This window comes from Scandinavium sp., assembly GCF_036271055.1.
Classification (GTDB): Bacteria; Pseudomonadota; Gammaproteobacteria; order Enterobacterales; family Enterobacteriaceae; genus Scandinavium.
On record NZ_DATBBJ010000099.1, the window covers coordinates 19321 to 35622 of the forward strand.

Sequence of the window (16302 nt, forward strand, 5' to 3'; positions counted from 1 at the left end):
CCCGCTGCGAGAGCGGGTTTTTTGTGGCTGATGATTACTGCGGGTAAGGCACCCAATCGCCGCCGTTAAGCCGCACGTATGGTTTGTCCTGGTACTGAATCACCACCGCATTGGAGTTTTCAGATACAGGCGCGGTTTGCGGCAGGTTGCTGATGTACTCATCCCAATTTACGGTATCGGCGGTAAACATCTTGCCGTCGAGTGCACGGGAAACCAGCTCCGAAATCGCAAGCAGGCTGCTTGGGTTGTCAATTTCAATCGCAGCACCCTGATGCGGTGTTTTCATGCCGAAGAATTTAACGGCAGCGGGAACGTTGGTGATGTTCGGGCTTGGGATATCGCGCAGGCCAGAAACCTGCATTTTATCGCCTTTCAACGCACCGCCATGTTCCGGCACAAGCACCACCATCACTTTACGGCCTGATTTTTCCAGCTCGGTAAAGAATGTATCCAGTTCATCAAACATCTTCTGTGCGCGAACTTTATAGTCAGCCGTTTTGCTCTGACCGGTGAAGTGGTTACCGTCGTGCAACGGCAGCGTGTTGTAGAAGGTCGCAGTACGCGCGCCAGGCTCTTTCAGTTCACCTTCATTCCAGCGTTGGAGCACTGCCAGATCGTCGTAAACCGGTGAGCCGTCAAAGGCAGTCAGGCTTTGTTGCAGACCTTTTTGATCCATTAGCGGTGCCTGCATATCCCCGTAGTTACGCATTTCTTTCAGGAAATCGCCGAACACGCCGTTGTGGCCTAACATCAGCTGCGTTTTAAAGCCCAACGCCGCGAGGTTATCAAACAGATAGCACTGCTTACCCGCAGGGGAATACAAATTGGTGTGTGAAGGCTGGCCGCAACTGGCGCGCAGCAGGCGAATTGCCGCCGGGCCGCTGTATGAGGTTGCCGAGTTAAAGTGTTTAAACACGATGTCAAAATGCGACCACAGCGGGTGCTGCATCAACCCTGCGGCTTCAATGTCATCCCACGAGAGGGAGCAAATATTGATAACCAACAGTTCAAACGGTTGAGCATCCGCAGGCAGCGAGGCCGGGAATGTAGTCTGGCGCTTTTCTTCGGCGGCATAGAAGCTGGAAAGCCACGCGTTGAGATTCGCTGACGTTGGCGGCGCGGTTTGCGCAGGGATATCACCAACCACCGGTTTAGCATTCGCCGTGGCGACAGTAGCGGCTGCCGTTGCGCCGGTCGTGGTCACCGTGCCGGTAGGTTGCCCGCCCGGGAACAACGTGAAGTTCGGGCCAACCACGGTAATCAAATTCAGCCACACCATAATGAGCACGCTAAAGACGGTTACGCGTACCCATTGGGATAAAAACAGCCATGCAACCAGCAGAACGAAGAATAAACCCACCATTTGCCAGTTAATAAAACGCGTCACCAGATCGATGACGTAAGACATACTGAAGCCCGCCACTTCTGAACCCTGGCTCAAAATGCTTTCCGGGCCAGGCAACCACGTATCGTGCCAGAAAAGCGCAAAACCAATCGGAATGGCTATCCAGTGGCGAATTTTATGCAGCTTACGGTTGGGGATAGGTAGCAGCAGAAAAGCCATAAACACCAGGTTCTGCATCGCGTGGAAATTGAGATATCCGGCCCACAGCAGGCCAAACTTCGCCAGAAAGTAGAAGTTCCATCCAGAAAGGCCGCGCCAGTATTGCCAAAATGGCGATGAGGAGACGGCGGTTTGCGTTGGGTTAGTCATCGTTTTGCTTTGCCTTGACAAGATCAGACCGGCGCAGAGTGCCTGCCGGTTTTACATAACGGGGTCTAAAAAACATCAACCGAAAGGTGGTTTCAATGCGGCGAAGGAAGTGGCGCGCCATGTATCCCAGAGGGAAAAATATTAGCGCGCAAAGCACAACCAATTGAATAATATCGGCAATAGACATCATTGAGAGTGTCCTCCCTGTGCATCATCCAGACGAAGGGGTTCCGGGTAGCGACGCCAACTGCGCCCATCATGCACCGCATTGACCACCGTGTTTTTCTCTGGGGTGACGGGTAGAGGGGCCGTCCAGTGTTCCGCTGTGACCGCCCGCATTTGTACAATTTCAGCCGTTATCTGTTTATCTTCGAACCAAATCATACGGTTAGAGAAAATATCCCCGGTCGGTAACGGGAAAATATGATTCAGGGCGGTATCCAAATCGTTGATACGACAGAAGGTCAAAAACATCACCAGACGATTATCACCGATGGTCATGATGTCGCCGAGGCGGTTTGGACGGCACAGCGTTAACGCTTGCTCAACACGCAAACCCGGCACGGGGCGCAGCGCGACCATGACCCCCTTGTTATCGGCAGGCAACAGCGGATTGTTCATGATGTTGTGCACCGCTTCGCAGAAGATATCCCATTTTTGATAACCACGAAGTTTCAGCGGCTGGGTCATCGACAGCAGCATGCCGATTTCGTCCGGTACATGGCGCTGGAATTGCTGTTTCTGCACGCTTTCAATGAGCGTCAGGCAACGGGAAAGTGGCGCGTTCCAGGGGACAATCAGATTGGCGCCGCAGCCGAGCAGTAAACGCTCATCGGTCGCGCGCAGGCTGGCGGTAATTTCGCGCACCACAATTTTCAGGGCGCTACCACGTTGACGACGCAGGGTGTGAATCGCGTGGGCAAGCTGTTCAATTTGGCTGGTTTGCTCAACGGTAAAAATGATGGTCGCAGCCTGAGCGGTACGGGCGGCATTAAATACGGCGTCGTTTGTGTCAAAGACAGACCAGTATTCTGACAACGGCGGCGCGCCCTCCAGTGCACTTTTGGTGCTGAGCACATCTTTTTCGTCGCTGCGTGGCTGAACCACAGCTTCTTCTTGCTCAGCCAACTGCCAGGTTTTCCCCTGATGGTTAACTTGCAGTTGTTGACGCGCGCTGACACCTTTTTCGTTGGCCCAGAAAGCAATGTCAAACAGGTGACTGTCTCCCTGATAACGCAGGCTCGCCAAACCAGACAGCGACCGATACTCCGCCAGTAATAGTGAAAGCTGGGCGTCAGTATTGTTGCCGGGATTAATGATAAGTAGAGTGCAGTGGGAGTATTTGGCCCAACGCTGGGCGTTATTTAGCCATTTTTTTATGCGTTCAGAGTGAATATTTTGCCAGGTATTGTCCGCGCATAACAGGATAAATAAATATCCTGTCGGATCTATTGAACAAAGCAGATCGCGGCGCAATGAGTATAGACTGTTTTCATTATTTGGCATGCTGAAAAGGCGTATTTTTTCAGGACCGTGAGAGGCACTTAACTTTACGATTTTATGCGGTTTTTCGCCCATGGTTATTGCGGCGATTTTGGCGTCACAGTCTTGTGCTGAGATCGTCTGATTCAACAAACTCTCAGCGTCTTCACGGCGATCGACGTTCAACCACCAGACGCCGCCCAGGGGCATGTGACTAACTTCGTCCCATAAAGACTGGATTCCAAGTGAAAATACAGGGGTCACGGTGTCCCTCGAGTGCAAATTTGGCTATCTATTAGTTTACTAGCAAAAATTTAAGATTAAACCTAACATTGAAATTAAAGAGTAACAGATTTAGCATGTAAACCCATTTCGCTATCGGACATCGTGTATCTCAATGATGAACTCGTGTTTTAGTTTCTTGAATCAAAGAAATGTCCGATACATTTACCCATGAAATGTCCGATAAAGGGTTATAGAAATGTCTGAAAAAGAACTCCGGACAATGCCAGATACAACGCCTGGTTACACCTTTCAAAATGATTTTTTGGCTTTAAGTCGGGCATTTTCATTGCCTGAAATAGATTATACCGATATATCCCAACGCGAGCATCTCTCTGCCGCATTAAAGCGGTGGCCGCTGCTGGCCGAGTTTTCGGAACAAAAATAAGGAAGCCTGTATGGCCATTTTGGGATTACAGGGCCTGCGAGGCGGCACGGGAGCGACATCGCTGACTGCCGCACTGGGTTGGGCATTACAGATGCTGGGCGAGTCGGTCATCATGATTGATGCAAGCCCTGACAATATGTTGCGCTACTTTTTCAACGACGACATTGCTCACCGTGAAGGCTGGGCGCGCGCGCTTCTGGATGGAAAAGAGTGGCAAGATGCCGGGATGCGCTATACCTCTCAGCTTGATTTTCTCCCCTTTGGCCATCTTTCTGTAACAGAACGTTTAAATGTGCAGGTTTTGACACCTGTACTTGCTCAGGCTGTGGACATTGTTCGAGCGCTGCATCAACAACGTCCGCATCAATGGGTGCTTATCGATCTACCGCATGAAGTTGCGCCCTGGATGCAGCCCTTAATTGAGGCCTGTCATCATGTTCTGACGGTGGTGAGACCGGATGCCAACTCGCATATTCGCCTGCATCAGCAGGTGCTGCCTAAGCATGGTCATATTCTGATTAACGATTTGCGCGTCGGTAGCCCTATTCAGGACGATCTCTATCGCGTCTGGCTGCAGAGTCAGCCAAGGATGCTGCCCGTCGTGATTCACCGTGATGAAGCGATGGCTGAGTGTCTGGCAGCGAAACAGCCGCTCGGTGAATACCGGAGCGATTCTCTGGCTGCAGAAGAAGTGACCACGCTCGCCAGTTGGTGCCTGATGCATTACGCCGGGACCCACGCGGTCGCGGAGCAAACATCATGATACGCCTCACCGCCCTTTTGCTTGCACCGGAAGCGGGGGCGCGTTTGCGTGCGCGTTATCTGGATTATCGTCGCCATAAAGCGTCGTGGTTAGGCGCGACCTTAGGCTGTTTTTGGGTCGCACTGGCATGGATTTTTATTCCGCTTGAACACCCGCGCTGGCAGCGTATTCGCGCGAGTCATCACGAATTTTATCCGCACATCAACGCGCATCGCCCGCGCCCACTAGATCCGTTACGTTATCTTCTGCAAAGCCTGTGGCTGGTGGCGACACGGCCGATGGCAGAGAAGAAAAACTTCGAGTGGAAAGGACTGAAAGCCATGACTGGCGCTCGGGGTCGTTATCATGAATGGATGGATAATCTGCCTGAACGAATGAGCAAGAAAACCGCACATCTGGACTCTAAAAAAGAGCTGGCTCATGTCAGCCCGAAAGTGCGGAAAATCATTCTCGGGGTGGTGGTCTTTTGCTCGCTGTTGCTGGCGCTGGTGTGTGTCACGCAGCCGTTTAATCCGTTGTCGCAGTTTATCTTCCTGCTGTTGCTGTGGGGCGTTGCCTTGTTGGTGCGCAGGCTTCCGGGGCGCTTCTCTGCGCTGATGCTGGTAGTGCTGTCGTTAACGGTTTCCTGTCGTTATATCTGGTGGCGCTACACGTCGACCCTGAACTGGAACGATCCGGTAAGCCTGGTGTGTGGCTTAACGCTGCTGTTTGCCGAAACCTATGCGTGGGTCGTGCTGGTGTTGGGGTATTTCCAGGTTATTTGGCCGCTGAATCGCCAGCCGGTGCCGATGCCGAAAGATATGTCGACCTGGCCTTCGGTGGATATTTTCATTCCGACTTATAACGAAGATTTGAGTGTCGTGAAAAACACGGTTTATGCTTCGCTTGGCATTGACTGGCCGAAAGATAAGCTCAAAATTTGGATCCTTGACGATGGCGGTCGTGAAGAATTTCGTCAATTCGCGAAAGACGTTGAAGTGGAATATGTTGCCCGAACGACTCACGAACATGCGAAAGCGGGTAACATCAACAATGCGTTGAAACTGGCGAAAGGCGATCTTGTCTCGATTTTCGACTGCGACCACGTGCCGACTCGCTCCTTCCTGCAAATGACCGTTGGCTGGTTCCTCAAAGATAAAAAGCTGGGCGTGATGCAGACCCCGCACCACTTCTTCTCGCCGGATCCGTTCGAGCGTAACCTCGGGCGTTTTCGCACTACGCCAAATGAAGGCACGCTGTTCTACGGACTGGTTCAGGACGGGAATGATATGTGGGATGCCACGTTCTTCTGTGGTTCCTGTGCGGTGATCCGTCGTGGGCCACTGGATGAAGTGGGCGGTATTGCCGTCGAAACGGTCACTGAAGATGCACATACCTCGTTGCGTTTGCATCGTCGCGGTTATACGTCGGCGTACATGCGTATTCCGCAGGCCGCCGGCCTGGCGACGGAAAGCCTGTCCGCACACATCGGGCAGCGTATTCGCTGGGCGCGCGGCATGGTACAAATCTTCCGTATGGATAACCCGCTGCTCGGCAAAGGGCTGAAATGGTCGCAGCGCATCTGTTACGCCAACGCCATGCTGCACTTCTTATCCGGTGTGCCGCGTCTTATTTTCCTTACCGCGCCATTAGCTTTCCTGCTGCTGCACGCCTATATCATCTACGCCCCGGCGCTGATGATCGCGCTGTTTGTCTTGCCGCATATGATTCACGCCAGCCTGACGAACTCAAAAATCCAGGGCAAATATCGCCACTCCTTCTGGAGCGAAATTTACGAAACGGTGCTCGCCTGGTATATCGCGCCGCCGACGATTGTGGCGCTGATCAACCCGAAAATCGGGACGTTTAACGTGACGGCGAAAGGCGGTCTGGTCAAAGAAGAGTACGTCGACTGGGTTATCTCCCGGCCTTATCTGTATCTGGTTATCCTCAATCTGGTTGGTATCGGCTTTGGTATCTGGCGACACTTTACCGGCCCCGCCAATGAAGTGCTGACCGTATGGGTCAGTATCGTGTGGGTATTCTATAACCTGATTATTCTGGGCGGCGCGGTGGCGGTGTCTGTGGAAAGTAAACAGGTACGCCGTTCACATCGCGTTGAGATGCGCATGCCTGCGGCGATTGCCCGTGAAGATGGCCACTTGTTCTCCTGTACGCTGCATGATTTCTCAGACGGCGGTGTGGGAGTGAAAATCAACGGTCAGGCGCAGGTACTGGAAGGCCAGAAAGTGCATTTGCTGCTTAAACGTGGTCAGCAGGAGTATGTCTTCCCCATGCAGGTCGCCCGTGTGCAGGGCAGCGAAGTGGGTCTGCAACTGCTGCCGATGCCGACGCGTCAGCATATTGATTTTGTACAGTGTACGTTTGCGCGGGCTGACACCTGGGCGCTGTGGCAAGACAGCTTCCCGGAAGATAAGCCGCTGGAAAGTATGCTGGATATTTTAAAGTTAGGGTTCCGTGGCTATCGCCACCTTGCGGAGTTCGCGCCGCCTTCGGTGAAATTCATTTTCCGATCGCTTCTCTCTCTGGTTGCCTGGATTGTCTCTTTCGTACCGCGTCGCCCGGAACGCAACGCGGTAGCGACTTTCCCTGAACCGGCAATGGCTCAACAATGATGACTATACGATGAAAAGAAAACTTTCCTGGATGTGCGCAGCGGCGGTGGGCATCAGCGCTTTTGTTCCACTGACTACTTACTCCGAAACGACGGCAGCCACCGCTGCGGCACCTGAACAGGGTGCGCCAACCGCAGCCGATGCTGCGCCTGAAGCTCCGGTCGATGCTGGCACGACGCCTGCGGCTCCGGTTCCGGAAACAGCCGCGCCTGGCATGGTTGACCCAACGGTTACTGACCCGGCGGCGGTGGATCCTGGCGCGGCGGTAACGCCTGCGGTCGTCGAAAATTCACCTTCTCGTGATGTGAAGCTCAGCTTTGCGCAAATAGCGCCCGCGCCGGGCAGCATGGTGCTGAAAGGTTCGAACCCGACGGGTTCGGTGCAGTTTGGTACGCGCAGTGACGAAGTGGTGTCGAAGGCGGTGCTGAATCTGGTGTATACGCCATCGCCGTCGCTGATCCCGGTACAGTCGCAGTTGAAGGTCTATCTCAACGATGAATTGATGGGCGTATTGCCGGTCACCAAAGAGCAGTTGGGCAAGAAAGTAATGGCGCAACTGCCGGTTGATCCGCTGTACATTACCGATCTGAACAATGTGCGCCTGGAGTTTGTCGGTCACTATCGCGATGTGTGTGAAAACACCGCCAGCACTACGCTGTGGCTGGATGTCGCGCGTAACACGTCACTGGATTTAACGCTCCAGCAGCTGAACGTGAAAAACGATTTGTCGCACTTCCCGGTGCCATTCTTTGATTCACGCGATAATCGTCCGCTGAACCTGCCGATGGTCTTTGCGTCTACGCCGGACATTACGCAGCAGAAAGCGGCATCGATTGTTGCATCGTGGTTTGGTGCTCGTGCGGGCTGGCGCGGGCAGACATTCCCGGTGCTGTATAACGAGTTACCGGAACGTAACGCCATCGTCTTTGCGACCAACGATAAGCGCCCGGATTTCCTGCGTGATTATCCCCTGGTGCAGGCCCCGACGATCCAAATGATCGACAATCCGAATAACCCGTATGTGAAGTTGTTGGTGGTCTTTGGTCGCGATGACAACGATCTGCTGAAAGCCGCTGAAGGCATCGCCGCGGGGAGTATTCTGTTCCGTGGCGACACCGTTACCGTGGATGAAGTGAAATCGCTGCTGGCGCGTCAGCCGTATGACGCCCCGAATTGGGTGCATACCGATCGTCCGGTTACGTTCGGTGAGCTGAAAACCTACGAGCAACAGTTGCAGTCCACCGGGCTGGAACCGGCGTCGATTAACCTGTCGCTGAATCTGCCACCGGATTTGTATCTGCTGCGCAGCAACGGCATCGACATGGATTTGAAATATCGCTACACCATGCCAGCGATGAAAGACAGCTCACGCATGGACATCAACCTTAACGGTCAATTCCTGCAATCCTATAGCCTGAGCAGCACCCAGGACACCAAGAGTTTGCTGATGCGCCTGCCGATTGTTCAGGGCCTGCTGGACGGTAAAAGCGAAGTGTCTATTCCGGCGTTGCGTCTGGGTGCAACCAACCAGCTGCGCTTCGATTTCCAGTACACCAACCCGATGCCGGGTGGGACCATTGAAAACTGTGTCACCTTCCAGCCGATTAAAAATAATGTCGTGATTGGCGATGACTCGACGGTGGATTTCTCCAATTACTATCACTTCCTGGCGATGCCAGATCTGCGTTCGTTTGCCAATGCGGGCTTCCCGTTTAGCCGAATGGCGGACCTTTCCGACACGCTGATTGTGATGCCAAAAGAGCCGACGCAAAACCAGGTCAGCACGCTGCTGGATACTCTGGCGACCATTGGTGGGCAGGTTGGCCTGACCGGCGCAAACCTGAAAATCACTGACGATCCGAGCGAAATGCAAAAGCACGATGCGGACATCCTGTTGGTGGGCAACATTCCTGACAAGCTGAAAGACGACAAGCATATCGATCTGCTGGTGGATGCGACAAAGAGCTGGGTGAACACCCCGTCGCGACAGAATGAACTGTCCTCGGTCAGAGTGGACGATCACGAACGTAAACCGATGGCGCAGGCTACCGTCGGCTCTAAAGGCCCGATGGCGGCGATTATTGGCTTCCAGTCTCCGTATCACGACCAGCGCAGCGTCATTGCTCTGATGGCAGACAGCCCGCGTGGTTTTGAACTGCTGAATCAGGCGCTGAATGACAGCGGCAAGCGCGCGGCGATGTTTGGTTCCGTGTCGGTTATCCGTGAATCTGGTGTGAACAGCCTGCGCGTGGGTGACGTGTATTACGTCGGTCATCTGCCGTGGTACGAGCGTGTTTGGTTTGCGCTGTCTAACCACCCAATCATGCTCTCTATTCTTGCGGCGCTGAGTGTGGTTCTGCTGGCGTGGGTACTGTGGCGTCTGCTGCGTATCATTAGCCGTCGCCGTCTGGATCCGGATGATGAGTAAACGATGATGAAAGGCGTACGCCAGGGATGCCTGGCGCTACTGACGCTGGTGACGTTGCAGGCCTCTGCCGCCTGCAACTGGCCTGCGTGGGAGCAGTTCAAAAAAGACTATATCAGCGACGGTGGCCGGGTAATTGACCCGAGCGATGCGCGGAAAATTACCACCTCCGAAGGGCAAAGCTACGCGCTGTTCTTTGCCCTTGCCGCCAACGATCGCGACGCGTTCGCCTCGCTGTTTAACTGGACGCAAAACAATCTGGCGGAAGGCGATTTAAAAGCCCATCTGCCAGGCTGGCTGTGGGGCAAAAAAGAGGACAACAGTTGGAGCGTTCTCGACACCAACTCTGCGTCAGATGCTGACGTGTGGATTGCCTGGTCGCTGCTGGAAGCCGGGCGTCTGTGGAAAATGCCTCAGTACACGGAAACCGGAAAAGCGCTGCTGTCACGCATTGCCAAAGATGAAGTGGTGAAAGTGCCCGGTCTGGGTTCGATGCTATTGCCGGGCAAAGTTGGTTTTGTCGATGATGCGGGCTGGCGTTTCAATCCGAGCTACCTCCCGCCGCAGCTGGCGAGCTATTTCGAGCGTTTTGGCGCGCCATGGAATGCGTTACAGGTCACCAATCTGCGTCTTCTTTTGGAAACTGCGCCAAAAGGCTATTCGCCAAACTGGGTGCGTTTCGATAATAAAAAAGGCTGGCAACTCAAGCAGGATAAATCGCTGCAAGGCAGTTACGACGCGATTCGTGTGTATCTGTGGACGGGCATGCTGAACGACGCTGACCCGCAGAAAGCACGGCTGCTGGCGAAGTTTAAACCGATGGCGACACGCACCACATCGACGGGGCTCCCGCCTGAAAAAATCGATATCGCCACCGGCAAGATTGACGGTGACGGACCGGTGGGCTTCTCCGCTTCCTTGCTGCCATTCTTGCAAAATCGCGATGCTCAGGCGGTACAACGCCAGCGCGTCGCCGACCATTTCCCCGGCAATGATGCCTATTACAGCTATGTTCTGACCCTGTTCGGGCAAGGATGGGATCAACACCGTTTTCGGTTCACCGCCCGTGGTGAACTTTTACCTGACTGGGGCCAGGCATGCGCACGTTCTCATTAAGTTTACTCAGCCTCTCGCTTGGGATGGCGCTCATGCCATTAGCCCAGGCCGCGCCGACATCGGCGCAACAACAGTTACTCAATCAGGTGCGTTTGGGGGAATCGGCGAAGCGTGAAGATTTGGTGCGCCAGTCGCTCTATCGCCTCGAGCTTATCGCGCCTGACGACCCACAGGTTATCGCCGCACGTTTGCGTTATTTACTGCGTCAGGGCGATGCCGCAGGCGCGCAAAAACAACTCGACCGCCTGAAAACCCTTGCGCCTGAGTCGGATGCGTATAAATCCTCGCAAAGTGAAATTCAGCTATCGACTGGCAAGGGCCGTCAGGCGTTGCAGCAGGCACGTTTGCAGGTAGCAACCGGGCATGTTCCTGAGGGGCTGGCGCTCTACGATCAGCTCTTCAATGGCACGCCGCCGGATGGCGATATGGCGGTGGAATACTGGACCGCTGCGGCGCAGATCCCTGCTCGTCACAACGACGCTGTTAACAAACTCAAAGCGCTCAACGCGAAGGCGCCGGGTAACGTTCAGTTGCAGACCACGCTTGCCAAAATGTTGTTCAAAGATAATCGCAAGGATGAAGGTTATGCGGTGCTTGAGCAGATGGCGAAATCCAATGCGGGGCGGGGAACGGCGGCAGATATTTGGTTCGATCAGATAAAAAATCAGCCCGTCAGCGATGCCAGTGTGAAAGCGCTCCAGCGTTTCCTGACTCTGTTCACAACCGGCGATCTTGCCGATCAGGCTCGCGGCCAGCTAGCCGATCAGCAACAGAAACTCGCCGATCCGGCGTTCCACGCCAAAGCGGAACAGCAGGCAAAAGCCGCGGAAGTGGCGCAGGTCGAAGCCAGCAAACCGCAAACCTGGCAGATTTACTGGCCGCTTTTGCGCAAAGGCGATGCGGCCCTGAAAGCCAAAAATCTCGATCAGGCCGAACGTTTTTATCGGCAAGCTCAGCGTGTCGACAGCACCAACAGCTATGCGCCGTTGGGTTTGGGGGATGTCGCTATCGCGCGCAACGACAGTGCGGCGGCAGAACGTTATTACCAACAGGCATTGCGTCTGGATCGCACCAACAGCAACGCCATTCGCGGGCTGGCGAACATTTATCGTGCTGAATCCCCCGAGAAAGCGACGGAGTTTATTAACGGACTCAACGCTCGTCAGCGTCGGAGCATTGACGATATTGAACGCAGTCTGACCAACGATCGTTTGTCGCAGCAAGCTGAAACCCTGGAAAATCAGGGTCGTTGGGCGCAGGCGGCCGAAGTGCAGCGCCGCAGGCTGGCGCTCGATCCAGACAGCGTGTGGATAACCTATCGCCTGGCGAAAGATCTTGCCAGCGCCGGGCAGCGCAGCGAAGCCGACAATTTGATGATGAGCCTGGCGCAGAAGCAATCCGGCGATCCGGATCAGGTCTACGCCTACAGCTTATATCTCTCCGGGAACGGACAAGATCTGGCGGCAATATCCCATCTCAACGGGCTGCCAAAAAGCCAATGGAACGCCAATATTCAGGAGCTGTCAGATCGTTTGCAGTCCGATCAGATCCTGCAAAAAGCCAATTTGCTGCGTGATAACGGTCATGAAGATCAGGCCATTGCATTGTTGAAACAGCCGCCGTCGTCAACGCGATTCGATTTGACGCTCGCCGACTGGGCGCAGCAACGCGGCGATACCGGGGCGGCGATTACGGAATACAACGCGGTCCTGGCGAAAGAAGCCAGCAATGATGACGCGCGTCTGGGCCTTGCTGAAGTGTATGCCGCTGCAGGCAATGACGCCGCCGCGCGTGAGCAACTCGCGCAATTGAAAGCCCCTGCGGCGGGTGAAACACGCTCGCTCAATACGCAGCGCCGTACCGCGCTGGTAAATTCGAGTCTGGGCGACACCGCTCGGGCGCAGCAGATTTTCAGTTCGATTGTGCCGCAGGCCAAAGCGCAGCCCGCTTCGATGGAAAGCGCGCTGGTATTGCGTGATAACTCGCGCTTCCAGGCCCAGAACGGCAGCCCGAAGCAGGCGCTCGACGGCTACAAAGATGCGATGGTCGCGGCAGGTATAACGCCGAGCCGTCCTCAGGATAACGACAGCTTTACCCGTCTGACCCGTAACGATGAAAAAGATGACTGGCTCAAGCGCGGCGTGCGCAGCGATGCCGCCGATCTCTATCGTCAGCAGGATGTGAACGTCACGCTGGAACATAACTACTGGGGCTCAAGCGGTACTGGCGGTTATTCCGATCTGAAAGCGCACACCACGATGCTTCAGGTGGATGCGCCGTTAGCGGACGGACGCATGTTCTTCCGCAGTGATTACGTCAACATGAACGCCGGAACCTTCTCCACCGACAGCGATGGCGGCTATTCGCCGAAGTGGGGCACCTGTACTGATGACGCGAAATGCTACGGCAGCACCAGCCAGAAAGATAAAGGCGCAAGCGTCGCCGTCGGCTGGCGCAACGCGACCTGGGACGTGGATATCGGCACGACGCCGATGGGCTTTGATGTCGTCGATGTGGTGGGCGGCCTGAGTTACAGCAACAGCATCGGTTCGCTCGGTTATACCGTGGAAGGCCATCGCCGACCGATTTCCAGTTCGTTGCTGGCGTTTGGTGGGCAGAAAGACACCAACACGGGCACCACCTGGGGCGGCGTGCGTGCCGACGGTGGCGGCGTAAGCCTCAGCTACGATAAAGGCGAAGCCAACGGCGTCTGGGCCTCTTTGAGCGCAGACTCGCTCACCGGGCAGAACGTGGAAGATAACTGGCGCGCCCGCTGGATGGCCGGTTATTACTACAAACTTATCAACGAGAATAATCGCCGGGTCACCGTTGGCCTGAACAATATGATTTGGCACTACGACAAAGATCTCAGCGGCTACACGCTCGGTCAGGGCGGCTACTACAGCCCGCAGCAATATTTGTCGTTTGCCGTGCCAGTGAACTGGCGTCAGCGTACTGAAAACTGGTCCTGGGAACTCGGCGGGTCGGTGTCATGGTCACATTCGAAGACTAACTCTCAGGCACGTTATCCTGAGCAAAATCTGTTACCGTCCAACTTCCGGGGCGGCGACACCATCGACAGCGGCAGTAGCAGTAATGGCTTTGGTTACACGGCGCATGCCTTAATCGAACGGCGTATGACGTCAAACTGGTTTATCGGTGCGGCGGTAGATATTCAGCAGGCGAAAGATTACACCCCAAGCCATGCTTTACTGTATGTGCGTTATTCTGCGGCAGGCTGGCAGGGTGATATGGATCTCCCTCCGCAGCCGTTGGTGCCTTATGCTGATTGGTAACGGATTAGCCTTAATTCCACTTTAGGCCATCCCGCCGGGCGGCCTCTTAGCGTATAATGTGCCGAAAATCACGTAATGCCGGGTTCAATTGCGCTAACCCGGCATTATCGTGATGCGCCGAACGGCGTGGTTTTACTCTGGGGAGAGTTCATTTGCGCGTTAGTCGCTCACTCACAATTAAACAGATGGCTATGGTGGCCGGTGTCACCATGGTGTTTGCGTTCGTCTTTTGTTCCATTTTGATGTTCCATTTCGTGCAGCAAAACCGTTATTCCACCGCCACTCAGCTTGAAAGTGTGGCACGCGCCGTTCGCGAACCGCTCTCTTCCGCCATTCTCAAAGGGGATATCCCCGAAGCCGAGACGATTCTGGGGCGCATTCAGCCTGCCGGGATTGTCAGCCGCGCCGATGTGGTTTTGCCGAATCAGTTCCAGGCGCTACGAATGCGCTTTATCGAAGAGCGTCCGGTGCCGGTGATGATCACCCGACTGTTTGAATTGCCGGTACAGATTTCGCTACCCATTTATTCGCTCCAACGCCCGGCAAATCCTCAGCCGCTGGCTTATCTGGTGCTGCAATCAGATTCTTATCGCTCCTACAAATTCGTAATGAGCGCGCTCGCGACGTTAGTGACTGCTTACTTACTTTTGGTGTTGATGCTGACCGTGGCGATCACCTGGTGTATCAACCGGCTGATCGTGCGCCCGTTGCGTGTGCTGGCGCGTGAGTTGAATGATATTTCACCTCAGGAGCGTGTCGGTCATCAACTGACGCTGCCGCGCCTGCATCATGATGATGAAATCGGCATGCTGGTGCGCAGTTATAACCGCAATCAGCAAATCCTGCTGCGCCAACATGAAGAATTAAGCAGCCAGTCCACCCGTTTTCCGATCTCCGACTTGCCGAACAAAGCGTTTTTATTGGCTTTGCTCGAACAGACGGTGGTGCATAAGAAAACCACCGCGCTGATGATTGTGGCGTGCGAAACGTTGCAGGACACGGCGGGCGTGTTGCAGGAAAGCCAGCGCGAGATGCTGTTGCTGACACTGGCGGAAAAACTCAAATCGGTCATTTCGCCCCGGATGGTGTTAGCGCAGGTCAGTGCTTATGACTTTGCAATTCTGGCTCATGGTGTGAAAGAGCCGTGGCACGCGATCACATTAGGTCAGCAAGTGCTCACTATCATTAATGAACGATTGCCATTACAGGGGATTCAGCTCCGTCCGAGCGCCAGCATTGGGATTACCATGTTCCATGGCGATATGAGTGCGGAACAGCTTTATCGCCGCGCCGTTTCGGCGGCCTTCACCGCTCGCCGCAAAGGCAAAAACCAGATTGAATTTTTTGACCCAGTGCAGATGGAAAAGGCCCAACAGCGTCTGACCGAAGAGAGCGATATTCTTACTGCCCTTGATAGCCAGCAGTTTGCCGTGTGGCTACAGCCGCAGGTTGAGATAGCCAGTGGCAAAGTCTGCAGCGCAGAAGTGTTGTTGCGTTTACGCCAGACGGACGGAAGCTGGGAACTGCCACCCGACCTCATCGAACGCATTGAATCCTGTGGGCTGATGATCACCGTCGGCTACTGGGTGCTTGAGGAAGCCTGCCGCCAGCTTGCCGCGTGGCAGAGTCGCGGGATCATGATGCCGTTATCGGTGAACTTGTCAGCGCTGCAACTGCTGCATCACGATATGGTGTCGGACATGCTGGAGTTGCTGAATCGCTATCGTATCGAGCGCGGCACATTAGTGCTGGAAGTGACCGAAAGCCGCCGTATTGACGACCCGAAAGCGGCAGTGGCTATTTTGCGCCCACTGCGTAACGCCGGGGTACAGATTGCGCTCGATGATTTCGGCATGGGCTACGCAGGTTTGCGCCAGCTCCAGCACATGAAATCGTTGCCGGTGGATGTTCTCAAAATCGATAAAATATTTGTGGATTCATTGCCGGATGACACCAGCATGGTGTCGGCGATTATCCAGTTGGCGCGCAGTCTGAATCTCAGCATTGTCGCGGAAGGGGTGGAAACGCAAGAGCAGCTCGAATGGCTGAAATCTGCGGGTGTGGACATCGCACAAGGCTTCCTGTTTGCCCGCGCAGTGCCACCGGACGTCTTCGAACAAGACTATCTGTCGGCGCAAACGGAAGGTGTCAGCGTGTAAAATACTCGCGCGCTTGCGCGAGTCAGCTCTAACTTTTTAACATTTACCGCGCCAATTGTTTC

At 54.6% G+C, this 16302-nt stretch carries 10 protein-coding genes; 7 read left to right on the top strand and 3 right to left on the bottom strand.

What is annotated here, in order from left to right; translation table 11 throughout:
* Positions 1–34: 34 nt before the first annotated feature.
* From bcsG to bcsE, 3 genes are read right to left on the bottom strand one after another with little or no spacing between them, the layout of a single operon-like run.
* Positions 35–1714, bottom strand: a complete 1680-nt coding sequence (gene bcsG, locus VH187_RS20145; RefSeq protein ID WP_329703218.1) for a cellulose biosynthesis protein BcsG — start codon at positions 1712–1714, stop codon at positions 35–37.
* On the bottom strand, positions 1707–1904 hold the full coding sequence (gene bcsF / locus VH187_RS20150) for a cellulose biosynthesis protein BcsF (RefSeq protein ID WP_329703219.1): 198 nt from the start codon (positions 1902–1904) through the stop codon (positions 1707–1709). The genes bcsG and bcsF overlap by 8 nt, the downstream gene beginning before the upstream one ends.
* Entirely contained in the window at positions 1901–3460 is a 1560-nt protein-coding gene (gene bcsE / locus VH187_RS20155; protein ID WP_329703220.1) for a cellulose biosynthesis c-di-GMP-binding protein BcsE, read from the bottom strand. Before bcsE ends, bcsF begins: the two co-directional genes overlap by 4 nt.
* 217 nt (positions 3461–3677) lie before the next feature.
* Here bcsE and bcsR point away from each other — a divergent pair, with 217 nt between their 5' ends.
* The 7 genes from bcsR (at position 3678) to hmsP (ending at position 16240) form a co-directional block, all read left to right on the top strand.
* Complete coding sequence (gene bcsR / locus VH187_RS20160; protein WP_329703221.1) at positions 3678–3866, top strand: cellulose biosynthesis protein BcsR; 189 nt, start codon at positions 3678–3680, stop codon at positions 3864–3866.
* A 10-nt stretch (positions 3867–3876) separates the two neighbouring features.
* A complete protein-coding gene (gene bcsQ, locus VH187_RS20165; RefSeq protein ID WP_329703222.1) occupies positions 3877–4629 on the top strand; it encodes a cellulose biosynthesis protein BcsQ in 753 nt (250 codons plus the stop codon).
* The gene (bcsA, locus tag VH187_RS20170) at positions 4626–7244 is read left to right on the top strand and encodes a UDP-forming cellulose synthase catalytic subunit (RefSeq protein ID WP_329703223.1); all 2619 of its coding nucleotides are present in this window, start codon (positions 4626–4628) and stop codon (positions 7242–7244) included. The genes bcsQ and bcsA overlap by 4 nt, the downstream gene beginning before the upstream one ends.
* 10 nt (positions 7245–7254) lie before the next feature.
* On the top strand, positions 7255–9672 hold the full coding sequence (gene bcsB / locus VH187_RS20175) for a cellulose biosynthesis cyclic di-GMP-binding regulatory protein BcsB (RefSeq protein WP_329703224.1): 2418 nt from the start codon (positions 7255–7257) through the stop codon (positions 9670–9672).
* Between the two features lie 6 nt (positions 9673–9678).
* Complete coding sequence (gene bcsZ, locus VH187_RS20180) at positions 9679–10785, top strand: cellulose synthase complex periplasmic endoglucanase BcsZ (RefSeq protein ID WP_329703382.1); 1107 nt, start codon at positions 9679–9681, stop codon at positions 10783–10785.
* The gene (gene bcsC / locus VH187_RS20185) at positions 10767–14081 is read left to right on the top strand and encodes a cellulose synthase complex outer membrane protein BcsC (protein WP_329703225.1); all 3315 of its coding nucleotides are present in this window, start codon (positions 10767–10769) and stop codon (positions 14079–14081) included. The genes bcsZ and bcsC overlap by 19 nt, the downstream gene beginning before the upstream one ends.
* A gap of 152 nt (positions 14082–14233) precedes the next feature.
* A complete protein-coding gene (gene hmsP / locus VH187_RS20190; RefSeq protein ID WP_329703226.1) occupies positions 14234–16240 on the top strand; it encodes a biofilm formation regulator HmsP in 2007 nt (668 codons plus the stop codon).
* The last annotated feature ends 62 nt before the right edge of the window (positions 16241–16302 follow it).

What these genes read in the sequence shown, in the direction of transcription:
- bcsG (WP_329703218.1), bottom strand. Translation starts at nt 1,714, where the DNA reads ATGACTAACCCAACGCAAACCGCCGTCTCCTCATCGCCATTTTGGCAA.
- bcsF (WP_329703219.1), bottom strand. Translation starts at nt 1,904, where the DNA reads ATGATGTCTATTGCCGATATTATTCAATTGGTTGTGCTTTGCGCGCTA.
- bcsR (WP_329703221.1), top strand. Translation starts at nt 3,678, where the DNA reads ATGTCTGAAAAAGAACTCCGGACAATGCCAGATACAACGCCTGGTTAC.
- bcsQ (WP_329703222.1), top strand. Translation starts at nt 3,877, where the DNA reads ATGGCCATTTTGGGATTACAGGGCCTGCGAGGCGGCACGGGAGCGACA.
- bcsA (WP_329703223.1), top strand. Translation starts at nt 4,626, where the DNA reads ATGATACGCCTCACCGCCCTTTTGCTTGCACCGGAAGCGGGGGCGCGT.
- bcsB (WP_329703224.1), top strand. Translation starts at nt 7,255, where the DNA reads ATGAAAAGAAAACTTTCCTGGATGTGCGCAGCGGCGGTGGGCATCAGC.
- bcsZ (WP_329703382.1), top strand. Translation starts at nt 9,679, where the DNA reads ATGAAAGGCGTACGCCAGGGATGCCTGGCGCTACTGACGCTGGTGACG.
- bcsC (WP_329703225.1), top strand. Translation starts at nt 10,767, where the DNA reads ATGCGCACGTTCTCATTAAGTTTACTCAGCCTCTCGCTTGGGATGGCG.